The sequence below is a fragment of the Pseudomonas sp. AL 58 genome (genome assembly GCF_036348395.1).
GTDB classification, from domain to species: Bacteria; Pseudomonadota; Gammaproteobacteria; order Pseudomonadales; family Pseudomonadaceae; genus Aquipseudomonas; species Aquipseudomonas defluvii.
On the sequence record NZ_JAZBQR010000013.1, the window covers coordinates 35,835 to 54,866 of the forward strand.

The 19,032-nt window shown below is 57.9% G+C and carries 18 protein-coding genes; 17 read left to right on the top strand and 1 reads right to left on the bottom strand.

Going from position 1 to position 19,032, the window contains the following annotated elements; genetic code table 11:
• Window positions 1–100: 100 nt before the first annotated feature.
• From rfbF to UIA24_RS15420, 7 genes are read left to right on the top strand one after another with little or no spacing between them, the layout of a single operon-like run.
• Window positions 101–874 carry a glucose-1-phosphate cytidylyltransferase gene (gene rfbF, locus UIA24_RS15390; protein ID WP_330523215.1) on the top strand — a complete coding sequence of 258 codons (774 nt, stop codon included), beginning with the start codon at window positions 101–103 and terminating at the stop codon, window positions 872–874.
• Window positions 856–1,938 carry a CDP-glucose 4,6-dehydratase gene (rfbG, locus tag UIA24_RS15395; protein WP_330523216.1) on the top strand — a complete coding sequence of 361 codons (1,083 nt, stop codon included), beginning with the start codon at window positions 856–858 and terminating at the stop codon, window positions 1,936–1,938. Before rfbF ends, rfbG begins: the two co-directional genes overlap by 19 nt.
• Window positions 1,935–2,495, top strand: coding sequence for a dTDP-4-dehydrorhamnose 3,5-epimerase (rfbC, locus tag UIA24_RS15400; RefSeq protein WP_163939308.1), 561 nt, complete (start codon window positions 1,935–1,937; stop codon window positions 2,493–2,495). Before rfbG ends, rfbC begins: the two co-directional genes overlap by 4 nt.
• Window positions 2,496–2,506: 11 nt before the next feature.
• Window positions 2,507–3,364 (top strand): NAD-dependent epimerase/dehydratase family protein, encoded by an 858-nt coding sequence (locus UIA24_RS15405; RefSeq protein WP_330523217.1) that lies wholly within the window; start codon window positions 2,507–2,509, stop codon window positions 3,362–3,364.
• Window positions 3,354–4,421: a class I SAM-dependent methyltransferase gene (locus UIA24_RS15410; protein ID WP_330523218.1), complete on the top strand. Its 1,068-nt coding sequence runs from the start codon at window positions 3,354–3,356 to the stop codon at window positions 4,419–4,421. Before UIA24_RS15405 ends, UIA24_RS15410 begins: the two co-directional genes overlap by 11 nt.
• An 18-nt stretch (window positions 4,422–4,439) precedes the next feature.
• On the top strand, window positions 4,440–5,177 hold the full coding sequence (locus UIA24_RS15415; RefSeq protein WP_330523219.1) for a cephalosporin hydroxylase family protein: 738 nt from the start codon (window positions 4,440–4,442) through the stop codon (window positions 5,175–5,177).
• A gap of 49 nt (window positions 5,178–5,226) precedes the next feature.
• A complete protein-coding gene (locus tag UIA24_RS15420; protein ID WP_330523220.1) occupies window positions 5,227–8,157 on the top strand; it encodes a TIGR00180 family glycosyltransferase in 2,931 nt (976 codons plus the stop codon).
• Between the two features lie 165 nt (window positions 8,158–8,322).
• Here UIA24_RS15420 and UIA24_RS15425 read toward each other — a convergent pair whose 3' ends face one another.
• Window positions 8,323–8,643, bottom strand: a complete 321-nt coding sequence (locus tag UIA24_RS15425) for a DUF6124 family protein (protein WP_330523221.1) — start codon at window positions 8,641–8,643, stop codon at window positions 8,323–8,325.
• 616 nt (window positions 8,644–9,259) lie between these two features.
• Between UIA24_RS15425 and UIA24_RS15430 the strand changes: the two genes are divergently transcribed.
• The 10 genes from UIA24_RS15430 to fliE all read left to right on the top strand — a co-directional run bounded on the left by UIA24_RS15430 (window position 9,260) and on the right by fliE (window position 19,031).
• Entirely contained in the window at window positions 9,260–10,189 is a 930-nt protein-coding gene (locus tag UIA24_RS15430; RefSeq protein WP_330523222.1) for a ketoacyl-ACP synthase III, read from the top strand.
• Between the two features lie 347 nt (window positions 10,190–10,536).
• A complete protein-coding gene (locus UIA24_RS15435; protein ID WP_330523223.1) occupies window positions 10,537–11,388 on the top strand; it encodes a flagellin domain-containing protein in 852 nt (283 codons plus the stop codon).
• A gap of 72 nt (window positions 11,389–11,460) precedes the next feature.
• Window positions 11,461–11,808, top strand: coding sequence for a flagellar protein FlaG (locus tag UIA24_RS15440; protein WP_099773913.1), 348 nt, complete (start codon window positions 11,461–11,463; stop codon window positions 11,806–11,808).
• Between the two features lie 70 nt (window positions 11,809–11,878).
• A complete protein-coding gene (gene fliD / locus UIA24_RS15445) occupies window positions 11,879–13,300 on the top strand; it encodes a flagellar filament capping protein FliD (protein WP_330523224.1) in 1,422 nt (473 codons plus the stop codon).
• 129 nt (window positions 13,301–13,429) lie between these two features.
• Complete coding sequence (fliS, locus tag UIA24_RS15450; protein ID WP_065759980.1) at window positions 13,430–13,810, top strand: flagellar export chaperone FliS; 381 nt, start codon at window positions 13,430–13,432, stop codon at window positions 13,808–13,810.
• Window positions 13,811–13,834: 24 nt separating this feature from the next.
• Window positions 13,835–14,131 carry a flagellar protein FliT gene (locus tag UIA24_RS15455; protein ID WP_099773916.1) on the top strand — a complete coding sequence of 99 codons (297 nt, stop codon included), beginning with the start codon at window positions 13,835–13,837 and terminating at the stop codon, window positions 14,129–14,131.
• A 173-nt stretch (window positions 14,132–14,304) separates the two neighbouring features.
• The gene (locus tag UIA24_RS15460) at window positions 14,305–15,780 is read left to right on the top strand and encodes a sigma-54 dependent transcriptional regulator (protein ID WP_330523225.1); all 1,476 of its coding nucleotides are present in this window, start codon (window positions 14,305–14,307) and stop codon (window positions 15,778–15,780) included.
• Between the two features lie 204 nt (window positions 15,781–15,984).
• The gene (locus UIA24_RS15465; RefSeq protein WP_330523226.1) at window positions 15,985–17,193 is read left to right on the top strand and encodes a sensor histidine kinase; all 1,209 of its coding nucleotides are present in this window, start codon (window positions 15,985–15,987) and stop codon (window positions 17,191–17,193) included.
• Window positions 17,190–18,581: a sigma-54-dependent transcriptional regulator gene (locus UIA24_RS15470; protein WP_330523227.1), complete on the top strand. Its 1,392-nt coding sequence runs from the start codon at window positions 17,190–17,192 to the stop codon at window positions 18,579–18,581. The genes UIA24_RS15465 and UIA24_RS15470 overlap by 4 nt, the downstream gene beginning before the upstream one ends.
• A 120-nt stretch (window positions 18,582–18,701) precedes the next feature.
• Window positions 18,702–19,031 (top strand): flagellar hook-basal body complex protein FliE, encoded by a 330-nt coding sequence (fliE, locus tag UIA24_RS15475; RefSeq protein WP_065759985.1) that lies wholly within the window; start codon window positions 18,702–18,704, stop codon window positions 19,029–19,031.
• Window position 19,032: the final 1 nt, after the last annotated feature.

Sequence of the window (19,032 nt, forward strand, 5' to 3'; positions counted from 1 at the left end):
CTTCCGCGTACTTGGCGCACTTCCTGCAAGCCCTCCTTCATATCGCCATAAATCCTTCACTCTGGCCTGGATGGGCCGTGCGAAGAACATGAGGAAACCGATGAAGGCAGTCATTTTGGCGGGTGGTCTCGGCACGCGGATCAGCGAAGAGTCGCACCTCAAACCCAAACCGATGATCGAGATCGGTGGCAAGCCAATTCTTTGGCACATCATGAAGCAGTACTCTGCGCACGGCATTCACGACTTCGTGATTTGCCTGGGCTACAAGGGTTATGCGATCAAGGATTTTTTCGCCAACTACTTTCTGCATACCTCCGATGTCACCTTCGACATGCGCAACAACCGCATGGACGTTCATCAGAACTACAGCGAGCCGTGGCGCGTGACGCTGGTGGATACCGGCGAGGAGACAATGACCGGTGGCCGTTTGCGCCGTGCCGGGCGTTACCTTGAGGACGAAAAAGCCTTCTGCTTTACCTACGGCGATGGTGTCTCTGACCTGAACATCGGTGCGCTGGTCGATTTCCACCTGTCCCATGGCAAGATGGCAACCGTGACCGCTGTGCAGCCGCCAGGTCGTTATGGCGCGTTGCAGCGCGAGGGCAATCAAGTGCTGGGTTTCACCGAAAAGCCGCGTGGTGATGGTGGCTGGATCAATGGCGGGTTCTTCGTTCTATCCCCTAAGGTACTGCCTTACATTGCGGGCGATGCAACCTCCTGGGAAGCCGAGCCGCTGAGTCGCTTGGCCAGTGAAGGCCAGTTGCATGCTTTCCAGCATGATGGTTTCTGGCAGCCGATGGATACGCTGCGTGACAAGAATCACCTGGAACACCTCTGGCAGAGCGGGGAGGCCCCATGGAAACAATGGGACTAAGCCGCGCGTTTTGGGAAGGCAAGCGTGTGTTGCTTACCGGCCACACGGGTTTCAAAGGCAGCTGGTTGACGCTTTGGTTACAGAGCATGGGTGCCCAGGTCACAGGCTTTGCCCTTGACCCGGCCACCGAGCCCAGCCTGTTTGCGCTGGCAAGGGTGGCCGAGGGGATCGATGATCGCCGTGGCGATGTGCGCGACCTGGGGGTGCTGCTTGAGCTGCTGGCCGAAGTACAGCCCGAGATTGTCCTGCACTTGGCGGCACAGCCCCTGGTGCGTGAAAGTTACCGCGATCCGCTGGGTACGTACTCAAGCAATGTCATGGGTACCCTCAATCTGCTGGAAGCGATTCGGCAGGTCGGTGGCGTGCGTGCGTGCGTGCTGGTGACCACCGACAAGGTCTATGCCAACCGGGAGTGGTTGTGGCCGTATCGTGAAGATGAAGCGTTGGGGGGGCATGATCCCTACAGCAGCAGCAAGGCGTGCTGCGAAATTCTGGCGCAGTCCTATGGAGCATCATTCTTCAATCCACAGCAGTATGCCGAGCATGGCTTGGCCCTGGCGACTGCGCGTGCCGGGAATGTTCTGGGCGGTGGTGATTTTTCGGCCGAGCGCCTGATCCCTGATGTGCTCAAGGCCTGGTCGGCCGATGAACCGGTGACGCTGCGTTATCCCCAGGCCGTGAGGCCCTGGCAGCACGCGCTGGAGCCCCTGGCGGGTTACTTGCAATTGGCGGCTGCGCTGTATGAACAGGGGCCGGCGTTTGCGGGTGCATGGAACTTCGGGCCTGGTGAAGCCGACATGTGCAGTGTGGGTGAGGTGATTGCTTCGCTTGCCAGTCAGTGGCCACAGGCGCCTGGTTTACGCGTTGAACCCAGTGACATGCATGAAGCCGGTTTGCTGCGCCTGGACAGTAGCCGCGCTCGGCAGTTGCTCGGCTGGCAACCGCGTTGGTCGTTGCAGGAGTGCCTGGAACAGACCGTGGGTTGGCATATGGCCTGGCAAGCGGGCAAGGACATGCGTGCGGTAACGCTTCATCAACTGAACCTTTACAAGGACTGGTCATGAGTGACTTTGATCTGCAACCGCTGGCGCTTGAAGGGCTTTGCCTGATCCAGCAAAAAGTCTTTCATGACCATCGTGGCCGCTTCGCCCGCTTGTTTTGCCAGAGCCGGCTCAGTGTGCAGGGGCGGTCCTTCGAGATTCGTCAGATCAACCATTCACGTACCCTCGGCAAGGGCAGTGTGCGTGGTCTGCATTACCAGCAGGCAGGCTACGCCGAAGCGAAATTGATCACCTGCGTGCGTGGTGCTATCTGGGATGTGGCTGTCGATCTGCGCCCTGATTCGCCAACGTTCCTCCAATGGCATGCTGAGGAACTGGTCGCTGACGATGGCCGTAGCCTGTTGATTCCAGCGGGCTTTGCCCATGGTTTTCAGGCGCTCAGTGATGAGGCTGAAGTGCTCTACTTCACAGACGCCGACTATGCGCCAGCGCATGAGGCTGGGTTGTTGGTGAGTGATCCTGCATTGGCTATTTCCTGGCCGTTGCCCGTGTGCAATCTCTCCGCGAAAGACGCGGTGCATCCGTTGCTCGATGCCGACTTTGCGGGTGTGCGCGTGTGAGCCAGCGGCCGATGAAGGTTCTGGTTACCGGTGCTACCGGATTTGTAGGACGACATCTGGTCGCTGCATTGCTGTCTGAAGGCATTGCAGTGCGGGCTGTTGCCCGGCGACTCGAGCTGGCGCGGGAATTGCCCTGGTTTGATCAGGTCGAGTTCCTGGCCGTCGATGTGCATGCCGCGTCGTTGCAAATCGATGCGTTGGTCGAGGGTGTGGACGCGGTTGCCCATCTGGCCTGGCCAGGCTTGCCGAACTATCAGGCGCTGTTTCATTTCGAGCGCAACTTGCCGGCTGACTACGCTTTCCTCAAGCGAGTCGTCGAGGCGGGTGTGCAGCAGGTCCTGGTGACGGGTACCTGTTTTGAATACGGCCTGCATAACGGTCAGTTGAGCGAGCAATGCCCTGCGCAACCCAATACGGCGTACGGTCTGGCCAAACATACCTTGAGGCTGTTCCTGGAAAATCTGCAGCGTGAGCAGCCATTCACTCTGCAGTGGGCCCGGTTGTTCTATCTACATGGCCCCGGACAAGCCCCCAACAGCCTGTTGGCCAGCCTGGACCGCGCCATCGATGCCGGCGATGAACAATTCAACATGTCGGCGGGGGAGCAGTTGCGCGACTATCTGGAAATCGAAGAAGCCGCCGGGCTGCTGTTGGGCGTGCTGAAACAGCGAGCGTTTTCCGGTGTGATCAACTGCTGCAGCGGCAAGCCTGTGTCGGTTCGGGCACTGGTCGAACAGCGGGTTCGCCAGCGCCATTCGGCGATTACCTTGAACCTGGGGCATTACCCCTATTCGCATCATGAACCAATGGCGTTCTGGGGCTCGACCGAGCGTTTGCGAGACCTGACAGGAGAGCGGCATGACGCATGAGCTATACCGGGCACAAGGCTTGCCCGTTTTGCAGAACCGTACTTTTGCGACTGCCGAAGAGGCACGTGCCAGTGGATGTGCGGATATCGTACTGGTTCAGGATGAGCAGAGTGGCCTGATCTTCAATCAGGCGTTTGATGCCAGCAAGCTGATCTACGATGCGGACTACCAGAACGAGCAGGCGCATTCGACACAGTTTCAGAAACACCTGGGGGATGTCGAACAGATTCTGGCGCGCCACTTCAGTGGGCAGCGCTTGATTGAGGTCGGTTGCGGGAAAGGTTACTTCCTGGAGCTGCTGCGCGAGCGGGGCTACACCATCACTGGCGTTGACCCTTCCTACGAAGGTGATAATCCTGATGTGATCAAGGCACCTTTCACGCGTCAGTTGGGGCTGTCCGCCGAGGGTATTGTCTTGCGCCATGTTCTGGAGCACATGGCTGATCCGCTGGCGTTCCTGAGCGAGATCGCCGCCGCCAACCAGGGTGGAAAAATCTACATCGAAGTACCGTGCTTTGAGTGGATCGTTAAGCATCAGGCATGGTTTGACGTGTTTTACGAGCATGTCAATTACTTCCGGCTCGATGACCTTCGTCGGATCTTTGGCACCGTTCACGAAGCTGGCCATCTGTTTGGCGGTCAGTACCTCTATGTTGTTGCCGACCTTGCCAGTTTGCGCGCGCCACTTACTGACGAATCCGCACTGCAGATGCCGGCAAGCTTCACCTCCAGCCTGGAGCGCGCAGTACGGATCATCAAAGAGGCTCCCGATCAGCGCGCAGCGATCTGGGGGGCTTCATCCAAGGGGGTCATCTATTCACTGTTCCTGCAGCGCGCTGGCGTTGCGGTGGACCATGTGGTCGACATCAATCCGGCCAAGCAGGGGCGTTACCTGCCGCTCAGTGGTTTGCGCGTGTCATCGCCGCAAGAGGCGCTGGATAGCCTGCCGGACGGCGCAAACCTGTTTGTAATGAACTCGAACTACCTTGAAGAAATCAAGCGCATGACCGATGAGCGCTATGTCTACCACGCCGTAGACAGCGCCTCGTTTCAATGACAATCAGTGAGACCTCACATGACCAACAATAACGTACATCAGGCTTTTGAAGCTGAGTGCAAGGCAGAGATTGAAGCTCAGGGCCAGAACGAAACGCTAAAAGGCCTGGCGCGTGACTTTTTTAATGAATCGGCCCGGCATAAGTACAGTTATCACTTCTCGTGGATGGGGCGCCCCATCATTCAATTGCCTCAGGACATGATGGCAATGCAGGAGCTGATCTGGAACATCAAGCCGGACCTGGTGATCGAGTGCGGTATTGCCCATGGCGGCTCGATTATCTACTACGCCTCGCTGCTGGAGCTGCAAGGGCACGGTGAGGTGCTCGGTATCGACAGGGATATTCGTCCACACAACCGCCAGGCCATCGAAAGCCATCCGATGTTCAAGCGGATCCGCATGATCGAGGGGTCCAGCGTTGACTTGGGCGTCGTCGAACAGGTTCGTGCGCTTGCGGAGGGCAAGAAGGTTATTTTGGTACTCGATTCCAACCATACCCATGAGCATGTGCTTGAGGAGCTGCGGCTGTATGCGCCACTCGTTTCGGTGGGCAGCTACTGCGTAGTGATGGACACGGTGGTTGAAAACATGCCGGCCGATGCTTTTCCTGATCGCCCCTGGGGGCCAGGTGATAACCCGAAGACTGCGGTCTGGGCCTACCTGGAGGAAAACGGCGATTTCGAAATCGATCAGCAAATGAACGACAAATTGCTGATTAGTGTGGCGCCGGACGGCTATCTGCGTCGGGTTCGTTGAATTCTCTGGTCTAAAGCGCACAGGCCCCAGTGGCCGGCAGGAAAGTGATATGCACGTTGAACACATTGCACAAGAAGGCGCAGCGCTGAAAGAGCGTTTTACGCTGGTCATTATCAGTCATGAACGGCCGGCTTTCTTGCGTCGTACGCTGCAGTACTACCAAGGCTTTAGCGGTAAAGTGCTGGTACTGGACTCTTCGCGCGAGGCGGCAGACGATCTTGTCCAGGATTATCCTGAGGTGGATTATCGCCACCTGCCGGCGTTCAGCTACAAGGGCCTTCAAGACAAGCTGGTCTACGGCGTGGCACAGGTCAACACGCCTTACATGGCTTTTGCTGCTGACGACGATTTCCTCCTGCACGATGCGTTGGCTGAATCCGTAGCCTTCCTTGAGGCAAATCCCGAGTATGGGTTATGCCATGGCTACGGCATGATGTACCTGGCGCGTGGCACCGAGGTGAATTTCTATCGCCGAGACAAGCGGGTTTGTGAAGACTACAACTCTGATCTTTCCGAAGAGCGGGTGCTGGACTTCCTCGGGCAGTTCTTGCCGCCGTTCTATGCGGTGACGCGCACCGACCTGCTGCAGCAGTGGTATGCCGTGTTGCCGGCCAATACCAGTTTTGAATGGCAGGAAATTGGTCACGCGTTCTACCTGCTTGCCTGTGCCAAGGCCAGGATCCTGCCCATTCCCTATGCTGTGCGAGAGGTCAACTACGGTGGCTCCGAGCACAATACCAATGTCTTGACCGTATTGACCTACACCGACGCCAAGTCCGTGGCCGAGCGTGAGGCGTTTGCTCAGTTCCTGGCGTCGACACCGATGGGCTTTCGCAACAAGACGCCAGATCAGATCAAGCACATCGCGCTGATGAGCTTCACCGCAATGGCCAGTGGCTTGCAAAGCGGGCGGGCGCTGGAAGCCTGCATGATCGTTCGTTCCGAGTGGTCACAGCCGGGGGCGGAACCTGTGCGCTTCTTTGGCGAGAAACAGTTCGTCGAGATGCCGTTCTATAACAAGACGATGTTCGATCTGCTTGCACGTATTGAGTTCCTGATTCATTCCATGCCGGCGGGTCGCTTGCAGCTTCAGGAGCTGGAGCCGATCTTGCTGCGTCAGTCGGAACTGATGCAGGTTCATGCGAATGACACCGAACGCACGATCACGAGTCGCTTATGGGAAGCTTTGGGGTTGAGCCCGTTCAACCGTACGGTGGTAGAGCGTTTGCTGACGTCGCTGCGTGCCATCGGCGATGATGAAGAAATTGCACCGCTTCAATGTTGGCTTGAGCGTTTGTGCAGCGTGCCCGCTTATGATCGCAGCGTGCTGCTCGACAGCATGGCGTCTGGGCGTTTGCTGAACTGGCTGGAAGCGCGCAATCCAACAGCTGTCCAGGTTCGTCTGGCCAATAAGCGTCTGGCTCGTCATGCTGGTGGTCCGACCTTCGGCATTCTGCTGTTGGACCTGGATGCCGACATGTTCAAGCTGCAGGCGACCTTCGACAGCTTGATGGCGGGCCATTGCAAGGCTTTCAAGGTTGTGGTGCTGACCACGGGCGATTTGCCCGCCAACACGACACCGGAGCAGACCGTACACTTCGTCAAGGTCACGGCTGAGGATCATGTCGACAAACTCAACCGGGCGATCACTACGCTGGGCACCGATTGGGTGATCCTTGCCGAGGCTGGCGACCGCTTCACCGCTGGCGGCCTGCTGCGCGCCAGTCTGGAGTTGCTGGAGGCCGACGGCTGCCGTGCAGTGGCAATGGACGAGGTCATGCGTCAGGCCGACGGAACCTTGGTGGAGGTGTTGCGCCCAGGCGCCAGCCTCGACATGCTGCAGAGTGTGCCTGGGCTGATGGCACGGCATTGGCTGGTGCGCCGCGAGTTGCTGCTTGAGGCGGGCGGTTATGACGCCGAGTTCGCTCAGGCGCTGGAATTCGACCTGTTGCTCCGTCTGATCGGGCAGGACGGCTTGGCCGGGCTGGCGCACCTGGCAGAGCCGCTGCTGATCAGCCAAGCGCGAGATTTTGACGCCAGTGAGCATGAGCGTGCAAGCCTGGCGCGCCAAGTGGCGCAGCGTGGTTATGCCGCGCAGATCGGTTCGGCGAAACCTGGCACTTACCAGATCGACTACCGTCATGAAGCGCGTCCGCTGGTATCGATTGTCCTTTACTGCCAGGACAATATGGAGCAGTTGCAGACCTGCCTGGTCAGTGTGCTGCAGCGTACCCGTTACCGGAGTCACGAGATTGTCATTGCCGACAACAACAGCCAGTCGCCGCAATTGCTGGCGTGGTTGGCGAGCCTGAGCGCAGGTGGTGATCGTATTCGGGTGGTGCGCAGCGAGCGAACCATCAGCCCGTCGGCAATGACCAATCTGGCCTGTCAACAAGCTGCTGGCGAGTACCTGGTGTTGCTGGCCAGCGATGGCGAGGTGGTCAATGCCAATTGGCTGGAAAGCATGCTTAACCAAGCGCAGCGCCCAGAGGTCGGTATCGTGGGTGGCAAGTTGCTCGACGCTGCCGGCACGGTCACTCAGGCCGGCCTGGTGTTGGGCTTTGGGCCGGGGGTTGCGCCGGCTCTGGCAGGTGAAGGCAAGGAGGCGCCAGGCTATATGCGACGGCTACAGGTCGAACATAACGTTTCGGCCGTATCCGCCGCGTGCCTGATGATCCGCAAGGAACTTTATCTGGCGCTTGAAGGCCTGGATGAAGCCGCGTTCATGGCGCATTACGCCGATGTCGATCTGTGCCTCAAGTCCGCTCAGGCGGGTTACCTGACGGTATGGACGCCACAGGTGCAGGTGATTCATCACGGCACGGTCATGCATGAGGAAGCGGCTCTGCAGGCGTTGCGTGAGAAGTGGCCGGGTTATCTGGAAAACGATCCGGCTTATAACGCGAACCATGCGCGCATGGGCAAAACCTTTGGCCTGGGTGCTCCAACGGCTGTGGAGTGGGAGGTGCTGGTCGGTTAACCGCCCAGTAAGCCACTGATCAAAAGCCACGAGCGCCTAAGGGCGCTCGTGGCTTTTTTATAGGCGTGCCCTGGGTGTGACCTAAGCGGCCTTGCTCGGAGTCACCTGCACTGCGTGAGCGGATGGCCCATGCAATGCGGCTCTCCGATCGGGCATATAGAGCGCTCAGCCGCTCTGTAGTGGGTGAGGCGGTTGTACCTCTATGCCATCGAGTAGCGCTTCTACCAGTCCAAGTGCCATCTCAATGCTGGTGCGGGTGGACCAGAGCACGCTGCGGGTTTGGTTGTCGACCACCTCACAGGCTTTTGCGTTGGTGGCGTAGGCGGAACGTAGAAGAATGGACAGGTGTATCAGCGCATCTTCTGCATTGATGCCGGGGCGAACGCTGAATAGCGGGTCATGGCTACCTTCGCAAGAGCCGAAAGTGGCGCTGGCGGTTCTTTGCAAGGTGCAGGTGGGTGGAGGGTCAGGGACGACTTTGTGCATGGTGAACTCCTTTTGCAATGGAGCTGCCAGTCATCGCCGCGAAACGATAGGGTGGCAGCTGTGCGCGGGTTCGCGGACCGAGGCAAAAGGAACTCGGCAGACCCGAAGGTCTCCCACGCACAGCCGCCATTGCACAGAAAACGGGCACAAAAAAAGCGCCTGGAATTGTGTTGGTGGGGCGCTGTAGCGCCTTTTGCTATACGGGCCGCGACGCCCGGTCACTGAATTTGCAGTGACAGGGCGAAGGTTAGCGAGGTTGGGAAGGGTATTCAAGTGAAGGATCGGAAGGATTCGAGGTGGCTGACTTTAGCGACTGAATCTCGATAGAAAGGAAAAGCATCGCCGGCAATTTCGGCTTTTTCGATGTGTAATCCATTGGTCTGGGTGTTGTTGGCTTGTCAGCAATTCGGCAAATTAAGCGTGACCTGCGAGTCATATCGCGCATCTTCACTGTATATTGTCAGGACCGGGAATCGCCCTGCCATCCGGTATGTGCCTGCCAGGCATGCCTGGCAGCCTGCTTCGCCGCGTTTTTTGGTGGCAAACATCCCTGATTGTCGGTGCCTCTCCACTGTGCGAGCGGCGGGTATTCAGTTGTTAATTAATGGGAAGCCATATGATTGGCATTAAAAGCATCGCCAGTTACGTGCCGGCCGCTGGCGTGGACAACTACGCTCAAGGCGCAAAATTCGAAAAGGATGAAGCTTTCATCCTGGGCAAGATCGGTTCCGCTTTCCTGCCACGCAAAGACGTCGCTCAGGAAACCTCGGACCTCTGTGTAGAAGCTGCCAATGCCTTGTTTGCGGCCAACCCGCAGCTTTCGCGTGAATCCATCGATGCATTGATTGTCGTCACTCAGAATGGTGACGAAGAAGGCTTGCCGCATACCGCTGCCATCGTTCAGGACAAACTGGGCCTGCCGACTCATGTGGCTGCGTTTGATATCTCGCTGGGCTGCTCGGGCTACGTCTATGGTATCTACGCGCTCAAGGGCTTCATGGAAGCCACAGGCCTGAAGAACGGCCTGCTGATCACGGCTGACCCTTATTCGAAGATCGTCGATCCGGAAGACCGCAATACCACCATGCTGTTTGGTGATGCGGCCACTGCTACCTGGATGGGCGAAGATGCACCGTGGCAGTTGGGTAAAGCCAAGTTCGGTACCGACGGTTCTGGTGCAGCACACCTGAAGGTCACTGACGGTGTGTTTTTCATGAACGGGCGTCAGGTGTTCAACTTTGCCTTGCTCAAGGTCCCGGCCCACCTGCATGAGTTGCTGAGTGAAAGCGGCCTGCAGCCGGCAGATATCGATGCGTTCTGTATTCATCAGGGCAGCGCGGCCATCGTCGATGCGGTTGCGCGACGTTTCGAGGACGACCCGGAGAAGTTCATCAAAGACATGGTCGAGACGGGTAATACCGTGTCGTCGAGCATTCCGCTGTTGCTGGAAAAGCACGTGCTTGAGTCGGGTTTCAAACGTGTTGCATTGAGTGGTTTTGGTGTTGGTCTGTCCTGGGGGTCGGCGATCCTCCAGCGTGCAGACTAAGCACTGCGACTGTTGACGAACCCCCGCTTTTTAGCGGGGGTTCGTTTTTTCAGGGCGTTCTTTTTCGGGTTCCAGGTTTACTGGCGCAGGCTTGCCAGCGATGCAGGTGCTGCATGCTTGCGAGCGCTTCACGGGGGCGTTGGGTGGTGTGATGGAGGGAGGGCGGCGCTGTTTTTATGGCGTCAAACCCTTGATTTCATTGGGCTGGCACGATGCCAGTAAAAATTTTCAAAAAATCCCTAAAGCAACGTGCCTTGACGACGATAACTATTACGAAGGTTCTCTAGGCCAAACCCGGCGGTTGCCAAGGCCGGAAGCCGCAGTATCCCACAAACGAGGAATTCGTCATGGCATTAACCGTAAACACCAACGTCACTTCGCTGGGCGTTCAGAAGAACCTGAACCGTGCTTCCGACGCGCTGAGCACCTCGATGACTCGTCTGTCTTCCGGCCTGAAAATCAACAGCGCCAAAGACGACGCTGCTGGCCTGCAGATCGCTACCCGTATGACCTCGCAGATCCGCGGTCAGACCATGGCTATCAAAAACGCCAACGACGGTATCTCCATCGCCCAGACCGCTGAAGGCGCGATGCAAGAGCAGACCAACATTCTGCAGCGTATGCGTGAACTGGCTGTCCAGTCGCGAAACGACAACAACAGCAGCACCGACCGTACCGCTCTGGACAAAGAATTCCAGGCAATGTCCGACGAGCTGAGCCGTATCGCCAAGAGCACCCAGCTCAACGGCAAGAACCTGCTCGACGGTACTGCCAGCACCATGACCTTCCAGGTTGGTTCGAACTCCGGTCCAGACAACCAGATCGCCATCAAGCTGGACACTTCGTTCGACGCTACCACTCTGAACGTTGACAGTACCCAGATCTCGGTCAGTGGTGCAGACAGCGCTGAAGCTGAAACCAACTTCAAAGCTGCTATCGCTGCAATCGACACCGCACTGCAGACCATCAACGACAAGCGCGCTGACCTGGGTGCTTCGCAGAACCGTCTGACCAGCACCATCAACAACCTGCAAAACATCAACGAAAACGCCGAAGCTGCTCGTGGCCGCGTACAGGACACCGACTTCGCTGCCGAGACTGCTCAGCTGACCAAGCAGCAAACTCTGCAACAAGCGTCGACTTCGGTTCTGGCTCAAGCCAACCAGCTGCCATCTGCCGTACTGAAGCTGCTTCAGTAATCGCCTGATGGTTATCGGCGGGGGAGTGCGTTTTTGGCGCTCCCCCGCCTTTTGCATTAAGAGGTGACAGACATGGATATGAGCGTGAAGCTGAACCAGTCTTACCCGGCGGTGCGACCCACCGAGCAGGTCGCCGAAAAAGCCACGGCAAAACAGAGTGAGCCGTCGCGGGATACAGCCGACAAGGGTGTGCCCGATACCGATAAGGTGAAGAGCGCTGTCAAGGAAATCGAAAAATTCCTGGCCTCAAACCGACGAAATCTCGAATTCTCCACGGACGAAGAATCCGGCAAGATTGTGGTCAAAGTCATCGCTAGCGAGACAGGTGAACTGGTTCGCCAGATTCCCTCGGAAGAAGTCTTGAAGATTGCTAATAGCCTCAGCGATGTAAATAGCCTGCTGTTCAACGCGAAGGCCTGAACTGGCAGACTTACCATGTGTTCGCTAGTCTCGCTGGGCTAGGGAAGCGCGAAACCTAGAGGGATTAAGAATGGCAAGTCCAATTACCTCCACTACAGGCATCGGCTCGGGGCTGAATATCAGTTCGATCGTCGAGGCGCTGGTCAACTCCGACACGGCCGCCAAGCAGGCCCAGATTACCCGGCAGACGACCAACAACAAGGCCTATATCTCCGGTGTAGGTGCGCTCAAGAGTGCGCTGGCAGCTTATCAGGCTTCCATGAAGAAGCTGAATGACAGCACGGCGCCTGCATTCAATGCCTATGCTGCCACGTCTGCCAATGAGAGTGTTCTCAAGGCTACGGCAAGCAATACTGCAGTTCCCGGTACCTATGAAGTCAATGTCTCCCAATTGGCGACGGGCTCCAAGGTGGCCAGCAGGTTGTATACGACGGCCGAAGGTGGTGCTGCGACCCCGATTCCGAAGGGCGACCTGACCATTGAGCAGAACGGCAAGACCTATACGGTAAGCATCGGTGATGGCGCCACGCTACAGAGCGTGCGTGACTCGATCAACGACGCCCTTGCAGTGAACGGCATCAGTGCGAACATCATCAATGAGTCTGGCGGTGCGCGCCTGGTGCTGGGTTCTACCACCACAGGTGCGGGTTCTGATATCAAGGTGACGGGTGGCACTACCGGCATTGATATCGATGGTACCCAATCGATGGCGACCAGCCCGAACGGTGCCGGGTTTATCAATGCGAAGGCTCAGGACGCAAAGCTGACCATTGATGGCCTGGAAGTCACCAGCAAGTCCAATACCGTCAAGGATGCCATCAGCGGTATCACACTTGATCTCGTTGCGAAGAGCGCTGATGCAGCCACCACCACCAAGGTAACGGTCGGTGCCAACAATGACGGGCTGAAGGCTTCTGTACAGCAGTTCGTCGATGCCTACAATACGATGGTCAAGGCGGTAAACGCGCTGACGGCGACCAGTACGGACGCCGATGGCAATACGGTACTCGGTTCTCTCACGGGCGACCCGACTACGCGTTCGCTGTTGTCCGGCATTCGTGCGGAGTTGGCAAACGTCGGGTCTGGTGATCGTCTGACCACGTTGAGTCAGTTGGGCATCAATACCCAGCGAGATGGCACGCTTGAGTTCAACAGCACCAAGTTCACCGCTGCCATGAATGACAAGAAGCTGGGCAGTGAGGTGCAGGAGCTCTTCACGGGTACCAACGGCGTCTTCGAGCGCATGAACAAGGCCATTGATCCCTACATCAAGACCGATGGCATTCTGACTTCGCGTACCAATAATTTGAATACGCTGCAGAAACGACTCGATCAGCAGCAGTCGGACCTTGACCGCCGTGTCGAGCAGTTGACAGCTTCGCTGACCAAGAAGTACATCGCCATGGATACCGTGGTGGGCAAGCTCAAGGCGCAAGCCAACAGCATCACCTCGATCTTTGATGCGATCACTGCGCAGCAGAAGAACTCCTGATCGATTGGCGGTGCCAAAAGCCCGGCGTCACCCTTGGGGTGTGCCGGGCTTTTTGCGTTGTGGCTAAAGTTTTTTGACACGCTGTCGATACAGCCGGTATACGAACCCTTTTGTGTGACGAGGTAGAACATGAACCCTATGTTGGCCCTTCGGCAGTACCAGAAAGTTAACGGCCAGGCGCAAACCTCCGAGGCTAGCCCGCACCGTTTGGTACAAATGTTGATGCAGGGCGGCCTGGACCGTATCGCTCAGGCCAAGGGCGCCATGGCGCGCAATGATATCGCCCAGAAAGGCATCCTGATCGGCAAGGTCATCGGTATTGTCGGTGGCTTGCGCGAAGGTCTGGATCTGGAAAACCATGCCGATTCATTGGCGGACCTGGACAGCCTGTATGCTTACATGAGCAAGCGTCTGGTCGAGGCCAATGTGCAGAACGATCCGGAAATCCTCAACGAGGTCGCTCGTTTGCTGATTACCGTCAAGGAAGGCTGGGACGCAATTGGCGAATAATTCGCTTGCGCCGAGGAGGTTGTGATGAGCGCCGTGCTCGAGCGTATTGAACAAACCCGCGATGCATTGCTGGGTGCATTGGCCAACCGTGATTGGGATGCGATCAGTGATCTGGATGTGAATTGCCGTCTTTGCGTCGATGATGTGCTGGGCGAGCCAGAGCTGGATGAAGCTGTGCTGCGCATCAAACTTGAGGAGTTGCTCGGTGTCTACCGGCAATTAATTGAGGTTGCAAGTGGTGAGCGTCAAACAATAGTCGATGAACTGGCACAGATCCGACAAGCCAAAAACGCGGCAAAGGTATACCATCTCTTCACTTGACGCTGGCCGATTCGAGAAAGAAGTGCGCCATAAATTTGACTGTGTGCGGCTTTTTGACTTAACTAGTGGCTGTTTTCTAAATGTTGACGTCCAAGCACTGACAGTTCAGTCGGAATGATGTCGAGCAAGCCCTGAAAGTGGGGCGCTGAGTTGACTAGGGAAGTTGCTATTGCATGTGGCGTGAAACCAAAATTCTCCTGATCGATGACGACAGTGTCCGCCGCCGCGATTTGGCGGTGGTCCTGAATTTTCTCGGCGAAGACAATTTGCCCTGCTCAAGCCAGGACTGGCAGCAGGTCGTCGAGTCGTTGTCATCCAGTCGTGAAGTACTTTGCGTCCTGATTGGTGCTGTGAATGCTCCGGCAAGTCTTTCGGGCTTGCTTAAGACAGTGGCAGCCTGGGATGAGTTCCTTCCCGTGTTGTTATTGGGCGAAATTTCTTCGGTCGACCTGCCCGAAGAGTTGCGCCGCCGCGTGCTGTCCAGTCTTGAAATGCCGCCCAGCTACAGCAAATTGCTGGACTCGTTGCACCGTGCCCAGGTGTATCGCGAGATGTACGATGCTGCCCGTGAGCGTGGCCGACAGCGTGAGCCGAACCTGTTTCGCAGCCTGGTCGGCACCAGCCGTGCAATCCAGCATGTGCGGCAAATGATGCAGCAGGTGGCCGATACCGACGCCAGTGTATTGATCCTGGGCGAGTCGGGCACCGGCAAGGAAGTGGTTGCACGCAACCTTCATTATCATTCCAAGCGCCGCGAAGCGCCTTTCGTGCCGGTCAACTGCGGTGCGATCCCGGCAGAGCTGCTGGAAAGCGAATTGTTCGGTCATGAGAAGGGGGCTTTCACCGGCGCTATCACCAGTCGTGCCGGGCGTTTCGAGTTGGCCAATGGCGGCACCCTGTTCCTTGATGAAATTGGCGACATGCCGCTGCCGATGCAGGTCAAGTTGCTGCGGGTGTTGCAGGAGCGAACCTTCGAACGCGTAGGTAGTAACAAGACCCAGAGCATCGACGTGCGAATCATTGCGGCGACTCACAAGAACCTCGAGAGCATGATCGAGGTGGGCTCCTTCCGCGAAGACCTGTACTACCGGCTTAACGTTTTCCCGATCGAGATGGCTCCCCTGCGAGAGCGTGTCGAAGACATCCCGTTGTTGATGAACGAGTTGATCTCGCGCATGGAGCACGAAAAGCGTGGCTCTATCCGTTTCAACTCGGCGGCGATCATGTCGCTGTGTCGTCATGGTTGGCCGGGCAACGTTCGCGAGCTGGCCAACCTGGTCGAGCGCATGGCGATCATGCACCCTTATGGGGTGATCGGGGTCTCCGAGCTGCCCAAGAAGTTCCGTTATGTCGATGATGAAGACGAGCATCTGGTCGACAGTTTGCGCTCTGATCTTGAGGAGCGCGTGGCAATCAATGGGCACACGCCAAACTTCTCCCATCACGCCATGCTGCCGCCCGAAGGGTTGGACCTCAAGGATTACCTCGGCAGCCTCGAGCAGGGTTTGATCCAGCAGGCGCTGGACGATGCCAGTGGCGTGGTGGCACGTGCTGCGGAGCGTTTGCGTATCCGGCGTACCACGTTGGTCGAAAAAATGCGCAAGTACGGCATGAGTCGACGTGAGGGGGACGAGCAGGCAGAAGATTGACGCCTGTCGGGTGGTGACACTGGCAGAGCACCTGCTGTCGCCACCAATGCCCCTATTTTTTGCAGGGCTGTGGTGCCCGTTACCGTTGGCTCCTGCCGTTTCTCTCAGGGCTCGTGGTCTTGTCGTGAAAATTATCCGGCACGGCTATTGCTATACCGCTGGCAACATACCGTTTTATGACGGTGAGCCACGCGAGAGAGCACGATGCCCCACGCCGCTACCATCTCCAGTCTCCCTGAGCTGAAGGGAGCGAACACCTCTGAGCAGGACAGTCGTAATGGTCTTGAGCAGGCCTTTGCCCTGTTCGATCAGATGTCGACACAGCTCAGTCAATCCTACAACCTGCTTGAGGCGCGCGTCACCGAACTCAAGGGTGAGTTGGCGGTGGTCAGTGCCCAGCGAATGGCAGAGTTGGCCGAGAAAGAGCGTTTGGCCAATCGCCTGCAGAATCTCCTGGATTTGCTGCCGGGTGGCGTCATTGTCATCGATGGGGCGGGGCGTGTGCGTGAAGCCAACCCGGCCGCACGTGAACTGCTGGGCGAGCCGTTGGGCGGTGAGCTATGGCGTCACGTGATCGCTCGCAGCTTTGCGCCGCGTGAAGATGACGGTCACGAGGTATCGTTGCGTGATGGTCGGCGTCTGTCGATCGCCACCCGCTCGCTGGACGCCGAGCCGGGTCAGTTGGTGCTGCTCAACGACCTGACCGAGACCCGCCACCTTCAGGACCAACTTGCACGTCATCAGCGACTGTCATCGCTGGGGCGCATGGTTGCTTCGCTCGCTCATCAGATTCGTACCCCGTTGTCGGCAGCCCTGCTTTACGCCAGTCACTTGGCGGAGCAGACCTTGCCGGCGCAAACCCAGCAGCGTTTCGCCAGTACGCTGAAGGAACGTTTGCACGAGCTCGAGCATCAGGTGCGCGACATGTTGGTGTTCGCGCGGGGCGAGTTGCCGTTAACCGATCGCCTCACACCCAAGGCGCTGTTTCAGGCCTTGCAGCAGGCGGCACATCCCCACGTTCAGGGGCATCTTGTGCGCTGGCAGTGCGACAGCCATCTGGGCGATCTATTGTGCAATCGCGACACCTTGGTGGGGGCGTTGCTCAACCTGATTGAAAACGCTGTGCAGGCCAGTGCGGGCCAGGCCCGTTTGAAAATTCACCTGTACCGCCGAGAGCAACTTTTGCATGTGTGCGTGAGTGATGCCGGGGCTGGTATCGATTCGGGGCTGCTCACTCGCTTGGGTGAGCCGTTTCTGACCACCAAGGCGACCGGCACCGGTTTGGGCTTGGCGGTGGTCAAGGCGGTGGCGCGAGCGCACCAGGGTGAGTTGCAGTTGCGCTCTCGTCCCGGGCGAGGCACCTGTGCCCGCGTCAGCTTGCCGTTGATCGGTGCGCAGGAGGGTATGGCGTGACGGCGATCAAGGTGTTGCTGGTTGAGGATGATCGGGTGCTGCGCCAAGCGCTTGGCGATACCCTGATGCTCGGTGGTTTCGACTATCTGGCGGTAGGCTCGGCAGAGGAAGCGCTGGCGGTGGTTGCTGAACAGGCCTTCAGCCTGGTGGTCAGTGATGTGAACATGCCGGGCATGGATGGTCATCAGTTGCTGGAGCTGTTGCGGGCGCGCCAGCCCCAGTTGCCCGTACTGTTGATGACCGCGCATGCCGCTGTTGAGCGTGCGGTGCAGGCCATGCGCCAAGGGGCTGTCGATTACCTGGTCAAGCCATTCGAGCCTCGCGCCCTGCTTGATCTGGTGGGGCGCCATGCCGTGGGTGCGTTCGACAAGGCAGAGGGCGATGGCCCGGTAGCGCGTGAGCCCGCCAGTGCGCAACTGCTGGAGTTGGCAGCCAAGGTTGCGCGCAGTGATTCTACGGTGCTGATTTCTGGTGAGTCCGGTACCGGCAAAGAGGTGCTGGCGCGCTACATTCATCAGCAGTCGCCCCGGGCCAGTCAGCCGTTTGTGGCGATCAACTGTGCGGCGATTCCCGACAACATGCTTGAAGCAACCTTGTTCGGGCATGAGAAGGGATCATTTACCGGGGCCATTGCCGCTCAGGCGGGGAAGTTCGAGCAGGCGGATGGCGGTACTTTGCTGCTCGATGAGATTTCCGAAATGCCGCTTGGCCTGCAGGCCAAGCTTTTGCGTGTGCTGCAGGAGCGCGAGGTGGAGCGGGTTGGCGGGCGTAAGCCGATTGCGCTGGATATTCGCGTAGTTGCAACCACCAACCGTGATTTGGCCGGTGAAGTGGCGGCTGGACGGTTCCGCGAAGACCTCTACTATCGCTTGTCGGTGTTTCCCCTGGCCTGGCGCCCCTTGCGTGAGCGCAGCGCCGATATTCTGCCGCTGGCCGAGCGCCTGCTGGCGCGCCACGTCAATAAAATGAAACACGCTGCGGTGGTGCTGTCGCCCCGGGCGCAAGCGTGCCTGCAAGCGTATCCATGGCCTGGCAACGTTCGGGAACTGGACAATGCCATCCAGCGTGCGCTGATTCTGCAGCAGGGTGGCGTGATTGAGGCTGAGGATTTTTGCCTGGCCGGTGCTTTGCCCGCACTGACGCCAAGTGCAGTCGAGCCGCAGTCGTGCGCGCCTTCGCTGAGCACGCCCGAAGCTACTGGGTTGGGTGATGACTTGCGTCGGCATGAGTTCCAGATGATCATCGACACCCTTCGCGCCGAGCGCGGTCGCCGCAAAGAGGCCGCCGAGCGATTGGGCATCAGCCCGCGAACCCTGCGTTACAAGCTTGCGCAAATGCGTGATGCGGGGATGGATGTCGAGGCCAGCCTGTACGCCTCGGGCGGGTAAAGTCGCGGTTATTTAGAGTTTTTATTCGGCTCGCATACGTAGCTGGCACTCTTGTTGCTAAGTCCAGCGTATCCGCTGCGTGAGTGTCAAAAAAATGCGGGCCGTCGGAGAGAGAAGTCCATGAGCCAAGGTGTTGAATTTAATCGATTGATGTTGGACATGCGCGCCATGCAAATGGACGCGATGTCCATGCCCAAGGCTGCTGCGCCAGCGTCTGAGCTTGGCTCCAGCAATTTTGCCGACATGCTCGGCCAGGCGATCAACAAGGTCAGCGACACCCAGAACGCGTCTACGCAACTGGCCAACGCGTTTGAAGTCGGCAAGAGCGGCGTCGACCTCACCGACGTCATGATCGCTTCGCAGAAAGCCAGTGTTTCCTTTCAAGCCTTGACCCAGGTGCGCAACAAGCTGGTGCAGGCCTATCAAGACATCATGCAGATGCCGGTTTAAG